Raw genomic sequence first — 22,119 nt, 5'->3', positions numbered from 1 at the left:
GGAAAGGGACATGCCGTTGGGGAAAGGGACACGCCACCGCACAGCTGGTCCTTTCGGGTGACCTCGCGGTCAGAATGTTGCCTTGCGCCTCACCGGAATGGGTTACTGAGTCCGTCCGATTCCGGTGGGCCGCCCATCCTTTCCGGGGGAGCTGACGGCGTCCTGCCAGTTTCGGAGCATCGTGGTGACGCGGCGCCCGAGCCCGCTCCTCCGTTGAGGCATGCAGGTAACGGCCGTGTCGGCGCCCCTACGCGCGCAGAACGGTGCGGCCAGGCCCGAGAGCTGGTCTGGAGCCGTCATGGATGCTGTCCGTCCGGTCCGCCCCGTGTACCTCACCGGCCTGCGCCGCGCCGCGGTAGCGAGACGGCACCCGCTCCCCGCGTGGCCCTTCGCACCTCCCCCGGTGCGGCCCGCCGCAGGTGCCCTCGGTGCGGTCAACTCCGGGACGACGCACGCGAGGACGGTCTCATGCTGACACCGGAACGCCCCAGCGGGCCCTTTCTGCTCACCGACCGCGACGGGAACTGCTTCGCCGTCATCGACCCGGCGTCCCGCAAGATCGTCCGCACCCTCACCGCTCCGGTCCCGCTCGTGGCGCGGGGAGCCGCCGACGGCCTGGTGGTCTGCACCGCGGCGGACGGCCCCGACCTGCCGAGGGCGCTCGACAGCGGCACGCTGCTGGATGCCCTGCCCGGCCTGCTGCACCGGCCGTCCCTCACCTCCGGGCTGCGGCTGACCGACCCGGCCGGCCTCACCGACGGGCCCACGCTGCTGGGCCTGTCGGGGGTCTTCCCCGACCAGGGCTCGTATAGCGGCGGCACCCTGGTGACCATCATCGGCCGCAACTTCAGCGGCGCCACCGCCGTGCGCTTCGGGTCCCGGCCGGCGGCGAGCTTCTCCGTCCTCGACGACCGGACCATCATCGCGGTGACCCCCTCGGGCACCGGCGCGGTCCCGGTCACCGTCACCACCCCCGGCGGCACCGCCCGCATCGGCTCCTTCTACTACCTGTACTGGCCCAGCCTGTCGCGGCTCATCCCGTCCGCCGGCCCGGTCGGCGGAGGCAATGTCGTCGAACTCGTCGGCGCCAACCTGAGCACCGCGCTGCTGGTGCACTTCGGCAACGCCGTCGCCTTCCCCACCGCGGTCTCCGACCGGCAGCTGCTGGTGACCGCTCCGCCCGTCACGGGACCCGGTACCGTCCCGGTCTACGTCACCACCCTCGGCGGGGTGAGCAACCAGCTGCTCTACACCTATGCCGCGGCGCCGTCGGTGACCGGGGTGAGCCCGGCCACCGGTCCGATCGCGGGCGGCACCACCCTGGTGGTGAGCGGCACCGGCCTCAGCCGGGTCACCGCCGTCACCGTCGGCGGTCTGCCCGCGGTGTCCTTCCGGGCGTACTCCGACACCCTGCTGCTGGTGGTGACGCCTCCTGGGACGCCGGGTCCGGCCGACCTGGTCATCACCACCCCGGGCGGCAGTGTGACCGTGACCGGCGGCTTCGGCTACCAGGCGGCTACACAGACGGCCGTCAGCTCCGCGCCGGACCCCTCCGCGGTCGGTGAAGCGGTGGCCTTCACGGCCGTGGTGACGGGGGTTCCGCCGACGACCGGCACCCCGTCCGGCACCGTCACCTTCGACTTCGGTGACGGCTCGGCCCCGGTGCCGGCGGCCCTCACGAACGGCACGGCGACGGTCAGCCACGTCTACACCGCTCCGTCGGATACCCCCTACGAGGTCACCGTCACCTATGCCGGCGACACCTTCTTCACCCCGTCCAGCGGAACGGACACCCAGACCGTCGAGGCCGCCTCGACCACCACCACCGTGCAGTCCTCCCCCGATCCGTCGCTGGCCGGGCAGGCCGTCACCCTCGTCGCGCGGGTCGCCCCCGTGCCACCGGGCGACGGGGCGCCGACCGGCACGGTGACCTTCGACTTCGGCGACGGCACCGCCACCGTCACCGCCCCGTTGACGGGTGGTGCCGCAACGGTGGGCCACGCCTACACCGACGCCGCCGAGGACCCCTACCCGATCACCGCCGCCTACAGCGGTGACGGCAACTTCACCGCCTCGACGGGCACCGACACCCAGACCGTCCAACAGGCCACCTCCGCCACCGATGTGGGCCTGGCGCCGAACCCCTCCGTGGCCGGCGAGCCGGTGACCGTCACCGCGACGGTCACCGCCATCCTGCCCGGCGCGGGCACCCCCACCGGCACCGTCACCTTCGACTTCGGCGACGGCACCCCCACCGTGACCGCCCCGCTGGTGGGCGGGGTGGCGGCCGTGGACCACGCCTACGCCGACACCGCCGAAACCCCGTACACCGTCACCGCCACCTACAACGGTGACGGGAACATCACCTCCTCGACGGGGACGGCCACGCTGACGGTCGGTCAGGCCTCGTCCACGACGGCCGTCACCTCGGCGCCCGTCCCCTCGGCGGTGGGCGAGCCGGTGACCTTCAGCGCGACGGTCACCGCCGTCCCGCCCGCAGCCGGCACCCCCTCCGGCACCGTCACCTTCGACTTCGGCGACGGCACGGCGCCGGTCACCATCCCCCTCACCGGCGGAGCGGCCGCCACCTCGCACACCTACACCGGCGCGGCGCAGAGCCCGTACACGGTCACCGTCACCTACAGCGGCGACGCCGACATCATCCCGTCCGTTGGGACCACCACCCAGACCGTGCAGCCGGCCGGCACCACCACCGCCCTGGTCTCCGCGCCCGACCCCGCCACGGTGGGCGAGCCGGTGACCTTCGACGCGACGGTCACCGCCATCCCGCCCGGCGCGGGCGCCCCCACCGGCACCGTCACCTTCGACTTCGGCGACGGCACCCCCGCCATCACCGCGCCCCTCACCGACGGCACCGCCGAGACCACCCACGTCTACACCGACGCGGCCGAAACCCCCTACGCGGTCACCGCCACCTACAACGGCGACGCCGACTTCACCGCGTCCGCCGACACCGGGGCCCAGACCGTCCAGCCGGCCGACACCAGCACCGACCTGACCTCCACGCCCGACCCCGCCACGGTGGGGCAGTCGACGACCTTCGTCGCGAGGATCTCCCCGGAGGCGCCGGCCGACGGCTCCCCGACCGGTACCGTGACCTTCGAGTTCAGCGATGACAGCCCGCCCGTCACGGTACCGGTCCAGGGCGGCACGGCGGTCGTCAGTCACACCAATCCGGACGTGTCCAACAGCCCGTACACGGTCGCCGCGACGTACAGCGGCGACGACAACTTCAACCCCTCGGCCGGGGCGGACAGTCAGGTGGTCACCAAGGCCGTCTCGATGACAACGGTGAGCACCACGCCGTCCCCCTCGGTGACCGGACAGTCGGTCACCTTCAGCGCCAGCGTGGACGGCGTCCCGTCGTCCTCGGTCACTCCGACCGGCACCGTCACCTTCGACTTCGGCGACGGCACGGCGCCGGTCAGCGTCCCCCTCACCGACGGCGCCGCGGGCACCAGCCACGCCTACACCAACGCCGCACAGAGCCCGTACGCGGTCACCGTCACCTACAGCGGGGACACCAACTTCACCGATTCCAGCGGTAGTTCACTGCACAGTGTGGAGCAGGCGGCAACCGTCACCACGGTCAGCGCGGCGCCCGACCCCTCGGTGACCGGCGAGGCGGTGACGGTCACCGTGACACCGGTGGCCCCCGGGGCCGGCATCCCGACGGGCGAGGCGACCTTCGACTTCGGCGACGGCAGCCCGGTCCTGACCGCCCGGCTCGTCGGCGGCTCGGCCACCGTCACCCACGCCTACACCAGCGCCTCCGGCAGCCCCTACACCATCACCGCCCACTACAGCGGGGACGGCGACTTCGCCCCGTCCGACGACACCATCGTGCACACCGTCGCACCGGCCGCGACCACCACCACGGTGACCTCGTCGGCCGGGCCCTCGGCGGTGGGCCAGACCGTGACGCTGATCGCGCGGGTGACGCCCGTTCCGCCGGGTGCCGGCGCCCCGACGGGGACGGTCACCTTCGACTTCGGCGACGGCTCCCCGACCGTCACCGCACCGGTCTCCGCCAACCTGGCGACCGTCACCCACGCCTGGACCAGCACTGCGGGCAGCCCGTACACCGTCACCGCGACCTATGCCGGGGACGGGGACTTCGCGGCGTCCGTCGGAACGACCGTACAGACCGTGGCGGTGAGCGTGTCCACCACCGCGACGACGGTGAGCTCCACGCCCGACCCGTCCGTCGTCGGCGGGGCGGTGACCTTCACCGCGACGGTCGCGGCCGTCCCGCCCGCCTCGGGCACCCCGACCGGCACCCTCACCTTCGAGTTCGGCGACGGCTCCCCGACGGTCACGGTGCCGCTGACCGGCGGCGCGGCGACGGCCTCCCACACCTACAGCGCCGCCGGTGGCTACTCGGTGACCGCGGTCTACAGCGGCGACGGGGACTTCGCGGGGTCGTCCGGGCTGGACACCCAGACGGTCGGCCAGGCCGGTTCGACGACGACGGTGGTCTCCGCACCGGACCCCTCGGAGACCGGCGAACCGGTCACCTTCACGACGACCGTGGCGTCCACCGCGGCCGGTGCCGGCACCCCCACCGGGTACGTCACCCTGGACTTCGGCGACGGCTCGGCGAGCGTGCTGGCCCCTGTCACCGCCGGGACCGCGATCGCCGTCCATGCGTACACCGGCACCGCCGGCAGCCCCTACACCGTCACCGCCACCTACAGCGGGGACGCGAACGTCACCGGTTCCTCGGACACCGACACCCAGGCGGTGAACCCGGCGGCGACCACCACCACCGTGGTCGCCTCGCCGCAGCCGTCCTCGGTCGGCCAGCCGGTGACGATCACCGCGGCGATCGCGACGGTGACCACGACGACGGGCGAGCCGACCGGCACGGTCACCTTCGACTTCGGAGACGGCACCCCCACCGTCACCACCGACGCGGTGGCGGGGCTGGCGACCGTGGTGCACGCGTACACCACCACCAGCGGCAGCCCCTACACCGTCACGATCTCCTACAACGGCGACGCCGACTACAGCGCCTCGACGAACACCACGTCCCAGACCGTGGTCCCGACCGCGACCGCCCTCACGGTGACGGCCGGTCAGGGCCCGTCGGTGGTGGGCGAGCCGGTGACCGTGTCGGTGACGGCCGCGGCGGTGCCGCCAGGAGCGGGGGTGCCGACCGGCACGGTCACCGTCGACTTCGGCGACGGCACGGCCCCGGCCACCGTGCCGCTGGCCGGCGGCGCCGCGCTGCTCACCCACGCCTACACCACCAGCCTCGGCAGCCCGTACGCGATCAGCGCCGTCTACAACGGCAGCGGCGACTTCACCACCGCGGTGGCCACCACCGCCCAGACGGTGCTGCCGGCCGCGACCACGACCTCGGTGGCCGACGTTCCGGAACCGTCCGTCGCCGGCCAGCCGGTCGCCTTCACCGCGACCGTGACGCCGGTGGAGCCGGGCGCCGGGTTGCCCACGGGCACCATGACGTTCGACTTCGGTGACGGCACCGACCCGGTCGTCGCGGCCGTGGTGGCCGGGGTGGCCACCGCCGGGCACGCCTTCGCCGGCACCGCAGGCAGCCCCTACACCCTCACCGCGTCGTACGGCGGGGACGCCGACTTCACCGCCTCCACCGGCACCGCCGACCACTCCGTGGCCCGGGCGACGTCCGGTGTGGTGCTCACGGTGTCGCCCGATGCCTCGGTGTCGGGCCAGCCGGTGACCGTGACCGCGACGGTCACCGCGACCGCACCGGGCGCCGGCACCCCGACCGGCACCGTCACCGTGGACTTCGGCGACGGTACGGCACCGGTCGCGGTGCCGCTCGTCGGCGGTGCGGCGACCGTCACCCACGCCTGGGCCGGCACCGCCGGCAGCCCGTACCTGGTCACCGCGACCTACGGCGGGGACGCCGACTTCGCCCCCACCACGGCCACCGACGCGCACACCGTCACCGCGTCCGCGAGCACCACCTCCGTCACCTCCACCCCGGACCCCGCGGTGCCCGGCCAGCCCGTCACGCTCAGCGCGACGGTCGCCGCGGTCACCCCCGGGAGCGGAATCCCGACCGGCACCGTCACCTTCGACTTCGGCGACGGCACCCCCTCGGTCACCGCCCCCTTGACGGACGGCACCGCCACCACCACCCACGCCTGGACCGGCACCGCCGGCAGCCCCTACACCTTCACCGCCACGTACCACGGCGACACCGACTTCACCCCCTCCAGCAGCGCCACCACCCAGACCGTCGGCCCGGGCGCGAGCACCACCACCATTAGCGACCTGCCGGAGCCGTCGGTGACGGGCCAGCAGGTGACGCTCTTCGCACGGGTGGCGCCGGGCGCTCCGGCGGACGGCACCCCGACCGGGACGGTGACCTTCGACTTCGGCGACGGCACCGCACCGGTCGTCGCGACCGTGACCCAGGGCCTGGCGACGGCCGTGCACGCCTTCACGGGGGCGGCCGGCCCGTACACGGTCACCGCCGGCTACAGCGGCGACGACGACTTCATCGCCTCCGTGGGGTCCGAAACCCACACCGTGCAGCCGGCGTTGACGACGACGGTGGTCGGCTCCTCACCCGACCCGTCGGTGACCGGGCAGCCGGTGACCGTGACCGCCACGGTCGCGGCGGCGGCACCGGGCGCCGGGACGCCGACCGGCACCGTGACCTTCGACTTCGGCGACGGCTGCGCACCGGTGGCGGCGCCCCTGACGGACGGCACCGCCACCGCCCCCCACACCTGGACCACCACCGCCGGCAGCCCCTATACCCTCACTGCCACCTACTGCGGGGATGCGGGGTTCGCCTCCTCCACGGGGACCGACGCCCAGACCGTCACCGCCGCGGCGACCACGACCGTCCTCGCCTCCTCCCCCGATCCCTCGGTGCCGGGCCAGTCCGTCGGTCTCACCGCCACCGTGGCGCCCATCGCCCCGGGGGCGGGCACCCCCACCGGCACCGTCACCTTCGACTTCGGCGACGGCACCGCCTCGGTCACCGTGCCGCTGACCAACGGCACCGCGGCCACCGGCCACACCTGGACCACGACGGGCGGCAGCCCCTCCACGCTCACCGCCTCCTACCACGGCGACGGCGACTTCGGCCCGTCCACCGGCACCGACACCCAGACCGTGGGCCCGGTCACCGCCGCGATGGCGCTGTTCTCCTCCCCGGAGCCGTCCGCCACCGGGCAGAACGTCACCTTCACCGCGCGGATCTCCGCGGTTCCTCCGGGCGCGGGCACCCCCACCGGGACGGTCACCTTCGACTTCGGCGACGGCACCGCGCCGGTCACCGCACCGGTCCTGGGCGGGGTCGCGACGGTCGACCACACCTATGCGACCACGGCGGGCAGCCCGTACCCGGTCACCGCGACCTACAGCGGGGACGCCGACTTCACCACCGCCACCGCCACCACCCCGCACACCGTGACGGCCAGCGTCGCCACCACGTCGACGACGGTGGTCTCCTCGCCCGACCCCACGGTGACCGGCCAGCCGGTGACCTTCACCGCGACCGTGGCCCCCACGCCGCCCGGCCCCGGGGTGCCCACCGGCACCGTGACCTTCGACTTCGGGGACGGTACGGCGGCCATCACGGCGCCGCTCGCCGGCGGTGTGGTGACCGTCGCGCACACCTACACCCGCGCGACTGGCAGCCCCTACACCGTCACCGCCCACTACAGCGGGGACGCCAACTTCAGCTCCTCCTCGGGCACCGACACCCACACCGTCCTGCCGGCGGCGACCGTCACCACGCTGGTCACCACCCCGGACCCGTCGGTGGCCGGCCAGCCGGTGACGCTCACCGCGACGGTGGCACCGGTCGGTCCGGGGGCCGGGGTGCCGACCGGCACCGTCACCTTCGACTTCGGCGACGGGACGGGACCCACCACGGCCCCCCTCTCCGGCGGGGTCGCCCGGGTCACCCACGCGTACACCAACGCGGGCGGGCCGTACACCGCGACCGCGGGCTACGACGGGGACGCCAGCTTCACCGCATCGAGCGGCACCGACACCCAGTCCGTCGGCAAGGCCGCCACCACCACCGCCGTGGTCTCCTCCCCCGACCCCACGGTGGTCGGCCAACCCACCACCGTCACCGCCACGGTCGCCGCCCAGGCTCCCGGGGCGGGCACCCCCACCGGCACCGTCACCTTCGACTTCGGTGACGGCAGTGCCACGGTGACCGCGCCGCTCAGCAACGGCCTTGCCACCACCAGCCACACCTACACCAGCGCCTCGGGCAGTCCGTACGCCCTCACCGGCACCTACAACGGAGACACCAACTACACGACGTCGAACGGCACCGACAGCCAGGGCGTCAGCAAGGCCGCGACCACCACCGCCGTGGTCTCCTCCCCCGACCCCACGGTGGCCGGCCAACCCACCACCCTCACCGCCACGGTCGCCGCCGTCGCGCCTGGCGCGGGCACCCCCACCGGCACCGTCACCTTCGACTTCGGCGACGGGACGGCCCCCGCCACGGCCACCCTCGCCGGCGGCACCGCCACCGTCACCCACACCTACACCGGGGCCTCCGGCAGCCCGTACACCCTCACCGCGGCCTACGGCGGAGACACCAACTACACGACGTCCCACGGCACTGACACCCAGACCGTCGGCAAGGCTGCCACCACGACCACCCTGGTCTCCGCCCCCGACGCCGGCCTGGTAGGCCAGCCCATCACCCTCACCGCCACCGTGGCACCGGTCTCCCCCGGAGCCGGCACCCCCAGCGGCACCGTCACCTTCACCTTCGGCGACGGCACCGGCTCGGCCACGGCCCCCCTGTCCGGCGGCGTCGCCACCGTCACCCACACCTGGGCGACCCGGTCCGGGAGCCCGTTCGCCCTGACGGCCACCTACAGCGGGGACACCGACTTCACCGCCTCCAGCGGCACCGACACGCAGACCATCAACAAGGCCGCCACCACGACCACGGTGACCTCCGTCCCCGACCCCTCCGCCACCGGCCAGAGCGTCACCTTCACGGTCACGGTCGCCGCCCAGGCACCCGGCACGGGCACCCCCACCGGCACCGTGGCCCTCAACTTCGGCGACGGGACGGGACCCGCCACGGCCACCCTCGCCGGCGGCACCGCCACCCTCACCCACACCTACACCGGGACCTCCGGCAGCCCGTACACCGCCACGGCCAGCTACAACGGGGACACCAACTACGCGGCGTCGAGCGGCACCGACACCCAGACGGTCAACAAGGCCGCCACCACGACGACCGTGGTCTCCTCCCCCGACCCCTCGGCCGTCGGCCAGAGCGTCACCCTCACCGCCACGGTCGCCGCCCAGGCACCCGGCGCGGGCACCCCCACCGGCACCGTCACCTTCACCTTCGGCGACGGCACCGGCTCGGTCACAGCCACCCTGTTCGGCGGCACCGCCACCACCACCCACACCTGGACCACCCGCACCGGCAGCCCGTTCCCGATCACCGCCACCTACAACGGGGACACCAACTTCACCGCCTCCACCGGCGCCGACACCCAGACCCTCAGCAAGTCCCCGACCACCACCACGGTGACCTCGACCCCGGACCCCTCCGTGTCCGGCCAGTCGGTCACCATCCGGGCGACGGTCTCCACCGCGTCCGGTACGCCCACCGGGATCGTCACCTTCACCTTCGGCGACGGGACCGGCTCCGTCACCGCGCCGGTGTCCGGCGGCGTCGCGACCGTCACCCACACCTACACCAGCACCACGGGCAGTCCGTTCACCATCTCCGCCTCCTACGGCGGGAACGACAGCTTCGCGGCGTCCAGCGGCACCGACACCCAGACCCTCAACCGGGCGACCACCTCCACGGTCGTGGTGTCCACTCCGAACCCCTCGACGACGGGTGACCCGGTGACCGTGACCGCGACGGTGTCCGCGGTGGCCCCCGGAACGGGCACTCCCACCGGGACCGTCACCCTCGCCATCGCCGGCCGCACCCCCCAGACCGTGTCCCTGGTCAACGGCCGCGCCAGCGCGCAGTTCAGCCCCCTGCCCAAGGGAACCCACCTCGTCACCGGCAACTACAACGGCGACGTCAGCTTCGCCCCGTCCAGCGGGACCACCACCCAGACGGTCAACAACTGAGGCACCGCGCCGGTCCATCGGCCCCGTGGCACGTGCCACGGGGCCGACGGGCGCGTTCGCAGCCTGGTCGGTCCGGTGGTTCCGCACGAGCGGGGCTGCGGGATGTCCCGCAGTCCCTCAGCCCAATTCGAGGCTGGTCACGCCGAAGGTGAGCTCGTGGGCGGCCGGCGGGACCGGGCCGGTGTACATCCGCACGGTGTGCGAACGGGGCGTGAGTCCGCGCCCGGTGGCCAAGGCGTGGGCGGCGCGCCGGGGTTCGGGGATGTCGAGGAAGACCTCGTCGGCGGGGTCCACCGTGGCGGTGAGGGCGTCGAAGAGCGCCTCGGCGGCCTGCGGGGTGTCGGCGAAGAGCGGGCCGATCCGGTGGCCGGTGTGGGCCGGGCGGATGACTCCGTAGCCGGTGATCTCGCCGTCCCGTAGGTGGGCGCGGGCGGTGTGGCCGGGGGCGGTCAGCCACCGGGCGACGAAGTCCCGCCGGTCGGCGGGGAAGCAGCGGCGGTCGTAGGCGGCGACCGCGTCGAGGTGGGCGCCGGTGACGGCGACGACGTCCGGCGGGAGTGTGCCGGCACCGGCGGGGCGTCCGCCGTAGCGGAGGGTCTCGTGGGCCGCGGTGAACCCGGCGCGCCGGTAGGTGGCCTGCTGGGCGGGGACCGCGTCCAGGCCGACGGTGCGGGCTCCGGCGTGCGGGACCGCGGCGCGCCAGGTGGCCAGGCCCAGGCCCCGGCCCCGGTGGTCGGGGTGGACCAGGTAGTAGCCGAGGAAGGCGTAGGCGTCGGAGTAGTTGACGACGGAGACCGCGGAGACCGGGCGGCCGGCGAGCCGACCGAGGAAGAAGCCCGCCGGGTCGGTGGGGTGGAAGCAGCCGGTGTCGTCGCGGCCCGGGTTCCACTCCTCGTCGGCGGCCCACCGGGCCACCTGGAGCCAGTCGTCGGCCGAGGCCGTGGTGACGGACAGGTCGTGCGCGGCAGGGGCGTGGTGGGCGGTGGGGTGCGATTCCTCGGCGGTGGGGGGCATGGCGGCGGTGGTCCCTTCTGGTGGGGGCAGAAGTCTCAGGCGGGGTGGTGGGAGACGCGGCGCCTGGTGGAAGCACCGGGCGGGCGTGGGCGTTACGGGCAGGTGGCGTTACGGGCGGCCCGGCCGCGGCGCGGCCGGACCGCCGGTAGGGGCGGGTCAGATGAGGTCCATGGCCGCGACCTCGTCGGGGCGGCCGTAGCTGACCGGGCCCTGGAAGCGCCGCCGGGCGGTGGCGAACCACCACACGGTGGCGATGACCAGCACGACGGCCAGCGCGAGGGGCGCGTAGTTGAAGGAGGTGGGGGTGATCGGGGAGGCCTGGGGCAGCATGAACAGCACATTGCTGATCAGGATCCAGATCACCGCGATCGCCGCGACGGGCCTGCCGTAGCGACCGAGGTTCCACGGCCCGGGCCGGAAGTCGTCCAGCCGCAGCCGCAGGAAGATCGGTACCGCGTAGGCGAGGAAGAGCCCGACGACATTGACGCTCACCACGGCCGTGAAGGCGGTGTGCGACCACCAGCCGGGCAGGACCAGCACCAGCGGGCAGGCCGCCGCGAGCCAAACGGCCTTGACGGGGGTACGGGTGCGGGCGGAGACCGAGTGCCACCAGCGGGAGCCCGGCATCGCGCCGTCCCGGGAGAAGGCGAAGATCTGCCGGGTATTGCTGGTCATGTTGGCGAGGCCGCAAAACAGCATGGCGCCGATGACGATCAATAGGAGGAACTTCGCGGTGTTCTGCCCGAGTGCGTCGATGAGAATCTGCACGGGCGGCGCGTCCGCACGCGCCGCATGGCCGTAGTCGCGGATTGCGTACACCAGGGCGAGCATCAGGATCAGCCCGGTGATCGCGGAGCAGGTGATGGCCCGCATGATGCCCCTGGGGGCGTTGACCGTTGCCTGCACGGTTTCTTCGGACATGTGAAAACTGCCGTCGAACCCGGTGAACGTCCAGCTCGTGACGAGCAGGCCCAGCATTCCGCCGTACACCGCGTTGGTGAAGCCGGTGTTGTTCACGAAGTGCAGGGCGAACGACGGGGGTTGGTGGTGGTCGGGCACAAAGGCGAGCGCCGCGACGATGACCACCATGCCGATCAGCAGCCACCACACGGAAATCCGGTTCACCAGCGCGACCAGCCGCACGGTATAGGTGTTCGCCAGCGCCTGGAGGAGAAGGATCGCCGCGGTGATGCCGACCGTCTGCTGCGGGGTCGCCTCGTAGCCCGGCACCTGCATGGCGAGGAACGCCTGGATGAAGGTGGCGGCGGCGAAGTTGGTGGCCGCGGTGCCGCCGACCTGGCCCACGAAGTTCAACCAGCCGGTGTACCAGGACCAGGCGCCCCGGTGCCGCTTGGCCAGCTTGCCGGCCGAGAAGTACAGGGCGCCGCTGGTGGGGTAGGCGGAGGCGATCTCGCCCATGGCGGCGCCGACGAACAGCACCATGACCGATACGCCGATCCAGCCGAAGACCAGGATCCCTGGGCCGCCGGCGTTCATCCCGAATCCGAAGGAGGAGAAGATTCCGGAAATGATGTTGATGATGGTGAAGGAGATGGCGAAATTGTCAAACGCGCGGAACCTCCGGGTGAGCTTCCGCGGATACCCCATGGCGTGCAGCGTCGCATCGTCGTCCAGGGTGACGGGATCCGCCGGGGAGTGGGGGGAATTCGAGCGAGTGATAGACGTGCGCTCGGACACTACCGCAACCTTTCTGGGAAAATCTGGGGGGGGAATGGACGGGGGCGAGTGGTACGAATGGCCGGGGCGGATGCGGAGAAAGTGTGGAGTGACTCCGGCGGGTTCGACGCGGTATTGACTCAGACGCCGTGCGGTGCCGGAAGTCCACAGGATCGACGAGCCCTGCTCAACTGCTCTTCGGGCTCACCGAATACGCTCCAGGGCATACGTGCGGCATGGGGACCCATGGCCGTGAAGACTTCCCGCGCCTCGAATTCACGTTTCGCCATGTACAGCGCGTGCGCCAGATACGACAGGTCCAACACCGGGGTGAAGCGGTAATCGGCCACCCGCGGGAGCCAGTTGTGGTAGATGCCCATCGCGGTGCTGATCCACTGGGGTTGCTCCCATGTGCGGTCGGCGAGCAGTGCGGAGGGGTCGTAGTCCTCGACCAGCGCCACCAGCGGCAGCAGCCGGAGCGGGGAGGCGGCCGGAGCCCGCTGGCTCAGGAAGGCGGCGACGTCCCAGCTCGCGCTGGAGGATCCGCCGTAGCGGGTGAAGAAGAACGACAGGAAGCGGTGGTGCGCCTCGCGGTGCCAGGCGTCGAGCCGGAGGATGTGGGCGAAGAGGTACCACGGGCCGGGCGGCGCGGTCAGCAGCCCCTGGGGCGCGGGGTCCTGCGGGCGGTCGAGGCGGGCCAGCGCCAGTTGCGCCACCCAGGGGGTGGGGTCCTCGGGCAGCTCCTTCGCGGCCCGTTCACAGGCGGACCACGCTATCCGGGCCAGGGCGCCCTGCCTCCGGTCACCGGCGTCGGCCGTGCGCAGGGCCCGCAGCATGGCCACCCGCGCCCACAGCAGCGCGGCCTCCGGCCCCGGCTCCTCGGCCAGCCAGCGCTCCGCCAGGTCGGAGTCGGCCGCCACGGAGGCCAGGACGAGCGAGCGGTGGGCCCGCACCTCGAAGTCCCCCCGGGATTCCCTGAGCACCTCGTGCGCGCTGCGGTACCGGCCGGCCCTGACGTCCATACAGGCCAGCGCCAGGGCGCGGTCATCGGCCGCCGGACTCCACACGTACTGCCCGTCGAATGAGCCGGCCGCCATGGTCCCCTCCCGGTCACGAAGGCGTCATCCCCACACCGCATTCCAGCCGCGCCGCAATTCGGCTGGACCTCTGCCAGTGGTCAGGTGGCAGCGGGGCACACCCTACTCACCCTCAACTCATTGCGAAAACAACCGTCTGGAATATCTGCTTCCGCACCTTTTCGCCACACCGAAAATTGAAAGAGAAACTATTTACCGACCGTTCTCCCGAAGCCCTCCACTATGCCCTCCCGAACCCCGCACTCAACACTGGGCATTAATTTGGCATATTCACACGTTCACCGAACCCCCACAAGTGGACCCCACCTGGCAGTACCCGCCGATCACCCCTCCGATTCCCCGGTTTCACCACCCGTCACACGGAAGTGGAATCAGAAGCCGGGAACGGGAGTCGGGAGCGGGGAGCGGGCGCGGGATCCGGGAGCGGGTGTGGGAGTCGGGAACGCGAGCGGGAGTCACGAGCGGACACGGGAGCCATCACGGGGGTTCACCAGCCACCCGGCGACGCGTTCCGGCCAAAACCAGCCGGAAAGAGGGCGCCCTGGAACCCCTCACCCCGGCCCGCCGTACCCCAACTCCACCGCGCCTGCGCGTACTTGACCGCGCCCCAGCACGGATTCGGGTCAAGAGCAACCGAAATTAACGGAAGCTACTTTCCGGAACCGCGCGATCACATGTAGCGTTCGACCGGACCGGTGGCCATGACTCCGCACCACGTCATGGCCGAGTACGGGCATGGGCGCGAGCGCTCCTGCGGCACGAACGGAGCGATTGCCCCCGCTGGGCGCAGCCGCAAGGGGAGTGCCCGGTCGCCTCCCACGCCTTGGCACCGGACTGCGCCGCGAGGGCTGCACAGGTACCTCAGCACCCATGAACGTCGAGCACCGCCATGTCTGTCCGTACACGCCTGCTTTGCAAGAGGAATGGGCCCAGATCATGTTTATGAACTCCTCGACGACCCCGCTTGCGTTGCGTCCGGAAGCCGGCTTCGGCCGCCCGGTGACGGCCGGGCCCGGCGAAGGGCCACCCCTGGCGGTCGACCGGCTTCCCGACGGAAAGTGGCAACTGACCCTGCACGACCTGGAACCCGTTTCGGTGCAACGGCTGCCCTCGGACGAGGTCCACATCATCCTGGCCCCGCCGCGTGAGGACCCGGCACTGCCGGGCAGATCCGCCGCCCTGCCCGACGGGGCGCTGCAAGAGCCCATCCGGATCGACACCGCGGCCCGGACCGTTTTCCTCGAGGGGCGCCAACTCAACCTGCCACGGCTGGAGTTCGACCTACTCGCCCACCTGGTCTTGCACCCCCGACGGGCCTTCACCCGGGAACAGCTGATGGCCGCGGTCTGGCCCAGCTGCCAGTCCAGCACCCGCACCGTCGATGTGCACATCGCCCGGCTGCGCCGCCGCCTGGGGCCGGGCCTGCGCGACTCCATCAGTACGGTCTTCGGGATCGGTTACAAGTACCAGCCCACACCGTAGGCGGCACAGCCACGGACACCCCGGGGGCCTGCGGCCGGCGCGACCGGCCGCGGGCCCGGGGGCTCAGCCGGCCGGTGCGGTGCGCAGGTGCTCCGGGGTGCCGGTGACCGGCTCCTTGCGGACGAAGGCCCGCCGCAGCGCGTGGTGGGGATGCTCCGGGTCGAAGAAGATCCGGTGCATACGGGCCAGTTCGTCCTCCCGGTAGGCGGCGAGCGGCCGTTCCGTCTCGTCCCGCTCCCGTTCGGCCTTCTTGGCGGCGATCCGGGCCTGGACCGCCGACGACGAGGCCAACCGCACGGCGAGGTGCGTGGTCTGTGGGGCGAACTCCTGGGGGTCGCAGTCGACGATCCGGTCCACCAGCCCGAGCCGCTGGCCGGCCGCGGCGGTGAGCGGCAGGGCGCGCCGGGTGAGTTCGGCGGCCACCCGGGCGCCGGCCCGGCCGGGGAGGGTGTACGTCCAGTACTCCGAGCCGTACAGCCCCAGCAGCCGGTAGTGCGGGTTGAGCACCGCGGCCGCGCGGCACCACACCTCGTCGGCGGCGAGGGCCAGCATCACCCCGCCGGCCGCGGCGTTGCCGCCCAGCGCGGCGACCACCAGCCGGTCGGTGGTGGTCAGGACTGCGTGCACCAGGTCGTCCATGGCGTTGAGGTTGTCCCAGGCCTCCGCGGCGGGGTCCGTGGCGGACTCGATGACGTTCAGGTGGATGCCGTTGGAGAAGAAGTCCCGCCGGCCGCCGAGGACCAGGACGGAGGTCGGCCGGCTACAGGCGTGACGGTAGGCCGCAAGCAGCCGGCGGCAGTGGTCGGTGCTCATCGCACCGCCGGGGAAGGCGAATTCCAGGAATCCGGCCCGGCCGTCCTCCCGGTAGCGGATATCGGTCCAGGTGCGGGGGCGGTCGCCGGCGTCCAGCGGGGCGGGCACCTCCGGCAGCGGGGGGAGGCGGTCGCCCAGCGCCAGGGTGGCGGGCAGTTTGACGGTGCCGGGTCCCCCGGGACGGCGTGGGGGCCGTAGCTCGGGGATCCATACCGCGCCGTCGGCCGTCGCCCGACAGACCGCACCGCAGCGGGTGGCGAGCAGCTCCCCCGGCCGGCCGGTGAGGGTGTCCTCCGGGTGGCCGCCGTGCAGGTACCAGGTGCCGCCGAGGAGTTCGTCCCGTACGCCGGGCCGGGAGTCGGCGGCGCGCAGGGTGCGTACGACGGTGTCGGTGGGGTCGTGGTGCCAGTCGATCCGGCGCAGGTCCTGGCGGAGCGGTGGCCGGGGGCGGCCGGTCCGGGCGGCTTCCGGCAGGGAGTCCTGCGGCTGCGGGCGGTAGGTGCCCGACGCCACCCGCTCGACGGCCGCCAGTACGGCTTCGACCGCGGCGTCGGCGATCTCGTTGCGGTAGAGGTCGCTCTTGCCGACCTCGGGGACGGCGCAGTCGACCGCGGCCCAGATGTCGCCGGCGTCCATCTCGTCGTTGGCCTGCAGGACGGTGACACCCCACCGTTCCGCGCCCAGGTGGACCGCCCAGTCCACCGAGGAGGGGCCGCGGTCACCGACCGGGCCGGGGTGCACGATCAGGCAGGTGTGGGCGGACCAGACCTCGCGGGGGACGGGCGTGGTGAGCATCGGCGCGACGATCAGGTCGGGGGCGTGCCGGCGCACCACGTCCAGGAGCGGGGTCTCCCGGGTGACCAGCTCGACGCCCACCTGATGGCCACCGTCGCCGAGTTCGGCGTGGACGCGCTGGGTCAGGCTGTTGAACGCGTCGGCGATGAGCAGAATGCGCACGGCGGACTCCCTGGGCTGGACCGGTGGGCGGGCATGCACGGTGACGATCGTTCCCGGCCGGGCCGGCCGACCCCCGGACCGGCTCGGCAGGTCACCCGACCGGCCGCCGCCATCCGGCACGGCGCACCGGTTCCGCCCGATTCCCACCGCCTTGCCCCGCCGCCGCCCTGACGGTTCGTCACGTAGTGCCGGCAGCCCTCATCTCGACGAAATTCCGCCAAAGTTGGCGCACCGCACCCGCTTCACCCCACCCCCGCATTGCCTTTCATTGACATTCACTTGGTCATACTTTTACCTTCAGTGGCCGCGGGCATCAGCGCTGGTCAGCGCCGTATGCCCGACATCTTTCCGCACCCTTCCCGGAGGTTCCCATGGAGCAGCTCATCAAGAAGATGGCCCAGGACGCCGTCTGGCAGAACTGGCTCGCCGCCAACTCCGCCCAGCAGGCGGCGAAGAACGGCTGCATCAGTGCCGCACCCAAGTCGGGCTGCATCAGCGCCGCGCCGAAGGCCGGCTGTATCTCCTGACCCGGCCGCAGCCGAGGCCCCCGGGACGGGCGGGCCGGCGCTTCCCCAGCCGCCGGCCCGCCCGCTCCCGGGCACCACACCGCACCGCACCACACCGGGGCACCGTTCTCCGACCCATCACGAGGAAGCCATGGATGGTCAGCCGACCGCCGAAGTCATCGAGCAGATCCGCGACATACCCCTCTACCGCGAGTCGGTGGCGAAGGGGTACTTCCCCGTACTGGACAAGCCGGAGATCGCCCGCGGCTTCCCCGACAACTGGATGACGCCCCGGCTGGCCGCCGCGCTGGAGGCCGGCGAGGCGGAGTACGTGCTGTCCACCGGCACCAACCACGCCCGGATGCAGATCATCCGGCCCCCGTACTTCCTGCTGCACTCCTACTACGCGTTGTGGCGTACCCACCCCGATGTCTCCGCCACCTGGGAGTCCGGCTGCCGGCGCGTCTCGCTGACGACGGTGCTGGCGACCGAGCACGTCGCACGGGTCAACGCGGCCCGCAGCGGCGTGCCGCCCCGGCCGGTGCCCACCCTGGAGGACCGCCGGCTCGACGACCGCACCTGCTACCTCAACCTCCGGCTCGACCCGGCGCAGTGGGAGCGCGACGAGGTGGAGCGGATGCTCCAGGAGATCGAGACCGCCCGGCGCGACCACCCCCGGGGCTGGTACCACCTCGACTGCTCCGGGTACCACCTGGCACACCTGGTGCAGAAGGTGAGCCAATGGGGGCTGTGGGACGATTTTCCGCCACCGGCCAGCATCATCCACGCGTACGAGTACACGCCGGTGAACGTCCGGCGCTTCCTGCGGCAGCACTTCTCCTGCCCGATCATCGACCTGTTCGGCAGCACCGAGCTCGGCTACCTCTACTACAGCGACCGGCGCGGGAAGTACTGGCCGTACCTCGACGGGATGAGCGTGGAACTCCACCCGGTCGCCCCCGGTAGCGGTATCCACGAGCTCATCGTCACCAGCGTGCGCAACCCCCATATGCCGTTGGTCCGTTACCGATCGGGCGACTGTGTCCGCACCTCGGACGGCTCGCCGGACCCGGAGAAGATCATCCAGTTCTGCGGCCGGCAGAAGGAGCTGCTGGACGCCCCGCGCGGTCCGGTGGCGCAGGGCGATCTGGACCGGTGGATCGGTGACTCCGCCTGGCGCATCTTCCTGCACCAGCTCCAGCTGACGGGCTCCACCGAGGCACGGCTGGTGTACACCACCTTCGACGGGGAGCCGATCGAGGGCGCCGAGGCGGCGGAGCTGGAGCGCGCCCTCGGTGAACTCACCGGACGACGCTGCCGTATCGAGCACCGCCGGCACCTCCCCATCGGGCGGTCCGGCAAGTACGCCTGGCTCGCCACCGACGCCGACTGACCCGCCCACGCCCCTCCACCCGCACGGGAGAGCCATGACCAGCCGCCCGCCGATATCCCCCGATGACCTCAGGGACCTGCTCTCAGACGCCCTGCACACCGAAGTGGTGGCCCACTTCGCGGCCAAGAACCCCGAACTCTCACGGGAGTTCGTGACGCGGCAGGTCACCGAATGCCTGCGGTACCTCTACCTCGTCTCCCGGCACCGCGAGCACCTCGGCGGGCTGTTCCTCCCCGTCGAGCAGGACATCGACGAGATCTGGCACTACCTCATCCTGCAGACCCGCGAATACCGCGCCCTGTGCGAGGAACGCCTGCCGGGCCGGTTCTTCATCGAGCACCGCAGCATCGCTTACGAGGACTACCAGCAGGAGCCGGGCCGCGAGCAGGCGCTCGAAGAGGCGCTGCGCTGGATTCCGCTCTACTGCCGGGAGTTCGGCCCGTTCGACGAGGGTGCGCTGCCGCACTGGACCATCGTGCGCTTCCTCCATCAGCAGATGGGGCTGTCGCTCGCCGACATCGCCGCGCTGGAGCCCGTGGCAGCCGCGTGACGCCACGACGCACCACCACACGGCCCGACCGGAAAGGAACCATGACGGCTCGGAACGGCGCACCGGCCACCCGCGAAGCCCCCGAACAGCGGCGCATTCTCGAGGTCCTGATCCTCTCCCAGGTCCTCAGCGGTGCGGGGCTGGCCGCCGGCATCACCGTCGGCGCCCTGCTCGCCGAGGAGATGCTCGGCTCCACCGGCCTGGCGGGCCTGCCCAGCGCGCTGTTCACCGCCGGGGCCGCGCTCGGGGCGGTGGCCATCGGCCGGATCTGCCGCCGCTTCGGCCGCCGCCCCGGCCTGGCACTGGGGTACGGCGCCGGAGCGCTGGGCAGCCTCGGGGTCGTGGTGGCAGCCGCCGTCGACAGTGTCCCGCTGCTCTTCCTGAGCCTGCTGGTCTACGGGGCCGGTACCGCCACCAACCTGATGGCGCGCTACGCGGGGGCGGACCTGGCCTCCCCCGCCCGGCGCGGGCGCGCAGTGAGCACGGTGCTGTTCGCCACCACGTTCGGTGCGGTGGTCGGCCCCAACTTGGTCGCGGTCACCGGCGAACTGGCCCACTCCTGGGGCATCCCGCGGCTCGCCGGGCCGTTCCTGCTGGCCGTCGCGGCCTTCGGGGCGGCCGCGGTGGTGCTGGCCTGCCTGCTGCGGCCCGATCCACTGCGGCTGGCCGAGGCGCGGGCGGCGCAGCAGGCGGACGACGCCGCCACCGCCGCCCCGGCTGCCGAGGACGCCCCGCGGGCGGAGCCCGGCACCGACCGGCGCGGGGTGGCCACCGGTACCGCCGTCATGGTCCTCAGTCAGCTGGTGATGATCGCGGTCATGACGATGACGCCGGTCCACATGCAGGCGCACGGACAGGACACCCGGGCCGCCGGGCTGGTGATCGCGCTGCATGTGGGCGCGATGTTCCTGCCCTCACCGCTCACCGGCCTGCTCGTCGACCGGATCGGCCGGCGGTGGGTCGCCCTGGCGTGCGGTCCGGTGCTGCTGGCCGCCGGTCTGCTCGCCGCCGCGGCACCGCCGCACTCCGTACCCGCGCTCGCCGCCGCACTCGTACTCCTCGGCCTCGGCTGGAACTTCGGGCTGGTCAGCGGCACCGCCATGGTCACCGATGCGCTGCCGCCGGCCCGTCGGGCGCCGGTGCAGGGGCTGGTGGACGTTGGGATCTCCCTCGCCGGTGCGACCGGCGGGCTGCTCTCGGGGCCGGTCGTGGCGCTGGGTGGCTTCCCGGTGTTGGCGCTCGGGGGCGGTGTCCTCGCGCTGGCGGTGGTGCCGCTGGCCGCCGGTTCACCACGTGAGACACATTCCGGGAAATCGTAAAACTTGGCGTCATTTCTCGTTATCACACTGGAAACCTGGATGCTCCACTATGGGAGCAGGGCCGTACGCCAAGAACACGCCAACGGGGGGCGCGGATGAGGAAGGACCTGTGCATCGCGGGCACGCCGCTGCCGCGTCTGTGCCGCATCCTGCTGCCCGTCGTCGGCGTCGTCCTGGCGTTCCTGCTGGGCGCGGTGGCGTCGGGCGCCACTGCCACCAGCGCGTTCGCCGCATCGGCCGCACCGAAGCCCGCCGGCGCCCCGCCCGCCGTCAAGCCCGGTGACGACAAGAACGAGGAGAAGAGCAAGCGGGAGGCCGAGCGCGGCCAGCCCCGCAGCACCGCTCGCGCCTCCGTCGACGTCCCCCGCCGCACCGGCCGCCCGCTGCCGCCGTACGGCACCCACGACACCATCCACCGGTCCCGCGCGTCCGAGGGCGCACCGGCCGGCCACTCCTCCAAGGCCGCGTCAAGACCGGAGCGGCTGCCGGTACTCCACTGCGTCTTCCGCTGCTGAGCGCGGCGTGGTGGCCTGCACCACCAGCCGCACCTCTCATTCGACGCCACCACCCCACAGTGGCCCCCTCTTCAGCAGGAGACCTCCTCGTGGAGACCTTCATTCAGCATGCCCGGGGCCTGATGGCCCGTATTGCCGACCGGAGTGAGGAACAGGAGACCTACGGCCGGCTCGCGTCCGGCCAGTCGCCCCTCGCCCTGTTCATCACCTGCTCCGACTCCCGGGTCGTACCGTCCCTGATCACCGGGGCGCGCCCGGGTGAACTCTTCGAACTCCGCACCGCGGGCAACGCCGTGCCCGCCTACCGGGAGGACATGGCCGCCTGCGCGGAGGCCGCCACCATCGAGTACGCGATGCGCGTACTGCGGGTGGCCGACATCGTGGTGTGCGGTCACTCGCACTGCGGCGCGGTCGGCGCCAAGGCCCGCGGCGAGGACCTGACCGGCGCGCCCGCCGTACGGGACTGGCTGGCGCAGCAGCTCTCCGACGAACTGCCCGACGACGCCGAGCCGACGGTCTCCGCGGCCGTCCAGCAGCATGTGCGCGAGCAGGTCGCCCGGCTGCGCGACTACCCCTGTGTCCGGGAGCGGCTGGACGCCGGAGAGGTGGCGCTGCACGGCTGGTTCTACGAGGTGCACACCGGCATGGTCGCGGCGCACCACCCGGCCTCCGACCTGTTCCTCCCGCTGTGA

At 72.5% G+C, this 22,119-nt stretch carries 12 protein-coding genes; 8 read left to right on the top strand and 4 right to left on the bottom strand.

The genetic code is table 11. The features are described from left to right. The first annotated feature begins 468 nt into the window (after positions 1-468). Entirely contained in the window at positions 469-10,104 is a 9,636-nt protein-coding gene (locus tag AB0G84_RS04485; RefSeq protein ID WP_361315383.1) for an Ig-like domain repeat protein, read from the top strand. Positions 10,105-10,221: 117 nt separating this feature from the next. Here the strand turns inward: AB0G84_RS04485 and AB0G84_RS04480 are convergent, their stop codons facing one another. The 3 genes from AB0G84_RS04480 to AB0G84_RS04470 all read right to left on the bottom strand — a co-directional run bounded on the left by AB0G84_RS04480 (position 10,222) and on the right by AB0G84_RS04470 (position 13,892). After that, entirely contained in the window at positions 10,222-11,118 is an 897-nt protein-coding gene (locus AB0G84_RS04480) for a GNAT family N-acetyltransferase (RefSeq protein WP_361315380.1), read from the bottom strand. Positions 11,119-11,274: 156 nt separating this feature from the next. Continuing rightward, on the bottom strand, positions 11,275-12,726 hold the full coding sequence (locus AB0G84_RS04475) for an amino acid permease (RefSeq protein WP_361315377.1): 1,452 nt from the start codon (positions 12,724-12,726) through the stop codon (positions 11,275-11,277). Between the two features lie 209 nt (positions 12,727-12,935). Next, positions 12,936-13,892 carry a hypothetical protein gene (locus AB0G84_RS04470; RefSeq protein ID WP_361315375.1) on the bottom strand — a complete coding sequence of 319 codons (957 nt, stop codon included), beginning with the start codon at positions 13,890-13,892 and terminating at the stop codon, positions 12,936-12,938. Between the two features lie 870 nt (positions 13,893-14,762). Between AB0G84_RS04470 and AB0G84_RS04465 the strand changes: the two genes are divergently transcribed. Further along, positions 14,763-15,374 (top strand): winged helix-turn-helix domain-containing protein, encoded by a 612-nt coding sequence (locus AB0G84_RS04465; RefSeq protein WP_361315373.1) that lies wholly within the window; start codon positions 14,763-14,765, stop codon positions 15,372-15,374. A 63-nt stretch (positions 15,375-15,437) separates the two neighbouring features. On the opposite strand, the gene AB0G84_RS04460 is transcribed toward AB0G84_RS04465, so the two are convergent. Then, entirely contained in the window at positions 15,438-17,144 is a 1,707-nt protein-coding gene (locus AB0G84_RS04460; protein ID WP_361315370.1) for a hydrogenase maturation protein, read from the bottom strand. Between the two features lie 371 nt (positions 17,145-17,515). On the opposite strand from AB0G84_RS04460, the gene AB0G84_RS04455 reads away from it, so the two are divergent. The 6 genes from AB0G84_RS04455 to AB0G84_RS04430 all read left to right on the top strand — a co-directional run bounded on the left by AB0G84_RS04455 (position 17,516) and on the right by AB0G84_RS04430 (position 22,119). Next, a complete protein-coding gene (locus AB0G84_RS04455) occupies positions 17,516-17,671 on the top strand; it encodes a hypothetical protein (RefSeq protein ID WP_361315367.1) in 156 nt (51 codons plus the stop codon). Positions 17,672-17,801: 130 nt separating this feature from the next. After that, positions 17,802-19,043, top strand: a complete 1,242-nt coding sequence (locus AB0G84_RS04450) for a hypothetical protein (RefSeq protein ID WP_361315364.1) — start codon at positions 17,802-17,804, stop codon at positions 19,041-19,043. Positions 19,044-19,077: 34 nt separating this feature from the next. Beyond that, positions 19,078-19,593 (top strand): hypothetical protein, encoded by a 516-nt coding sequence (locus AB0G84_RS04445; RefSeq protein WP_361315362.1) that lies wholly within the window; start codon positions 19,078-19,080, stop codon positions 19,591-19,593. 41 nt (positions 19,594-19,634) lie between these two features. Next, positions 19,635-20,912, top strand: a complete 1,278-nt coding sequence (locus tag AB0G84_RS04440) for an MFS transporter (RefSeq protein ID WP_361315359.1) — start codon at positions 19,635-19,637, stop codon at positions 20,910-20,912. Positions 20,913-21,007: 95 nt separating this feature from the next. Further along, positions 21,008-21,427 carry a hypothetical protein gene (locus tag AB0G84_RS04435; protein ID WP_361315357.1) on the top strand — a complete coding sequence of 140 codons (420 nt, stop codon included), beginning with the start codon at positions 21,008-21,010 and terminating at the stop codon, positions 21,425-21,427. 89 nt (positions 21,428-21,516) lie between these two features. After that, the gene (locus tag AB0G84_RS04430) at positions 21,517-22,119 is read left to right on the top strand and encodes a carbonic anhydrase (RefSeq protein ID WP_361315354.1); all 603 of its coding nucleotides are present in this window, start codon (positions 21,517-21,519) and stop codon (positions 22,117-22,119) included.

The sequence above is a fragment of the Streptomyces sp. NPDC020742 genome, assembly GCF_040641675.1.
GTDB lineage: Bacteria > Actinomycetota > Actinomycetes > Streptomycetales > Streptomycetaceae > Streptomyces.
The sequence above is the reverse complement of the archived record's forward strand: the minus strand, read 5'-3'. Positions and strand labels throughout refer to the sequence as shown.

Coding starts and splice junctions, on each gene's coding strand:
- AB0G84_RS04485 (WP_361315383.1), top strand. CDS start 469: ATGCTGACACCGGAACGCCCCAGCGGGCCCTTTCTGCTCACCGACCGC.
- AB0G84_RS04435 (WP_361315357.1), top strand. CDS start 21,008: ATGAGGAAGGACCTGTGCATCGCGGGCACGCCGCTGCCGCGTCTGTGC.
- AB0G84_RS04455 (WP_361315367.1), top strand. CDS start 17,516: ATGGAGCAGCTCATCAAGAAGATGGCCCAGGACGCCGTCTGGCAGAAC.
- AB0G84_RS04450 (WP_361315364.1), top strand. CDS start 17,802: ATGGATGGTCAGCCGACCGCCGAAGTCATCGAGCAGATCCGCGACATA.
- AB0G84_RS04465 (WP_361315373.1), top strand. CDS start 14,763: ATGAACGTCGAGCACCGCCATGTCTGTCCGTACACGCCTGCTTTGCAA.
- AB0G84_RS04470 (WP_361315375.1), bottom strand. CDS start 13,892: ATGGCGGCCGGCTCATTCGACGGGCAGTACGTGTGGAGTCCGGCGGCC.
- AB0G84_RS04440 (WP_361315359.1), top strand. CDS start 19,635: ATGACGGCTCGGAACGGCGCACCGGCCACCCGCGAAGCCCCCGAACAG.
- AB0G84_RS04475 (WP_361315377.1), bottom strand. CDS start 12,726: ATGGGGTATCCGCGGAAGCTCACCCGGAGGTTCCGCGCGTTTGACAAT.
- AB0G84_RS04480 (WP_361315380.1), bottom strand. CDS start 11,118: ATGCCCCCCACCGCCGAGGAATCGCACCCCACCGCCCACCACGCCCCT.
- AB0G84_RS04445 (WP_361315362.1), top strand. CDS start 19,078: ATGACCAGCCGCCCGCCGATATCCCCCGATGACCTCAGGGACCTGCTC.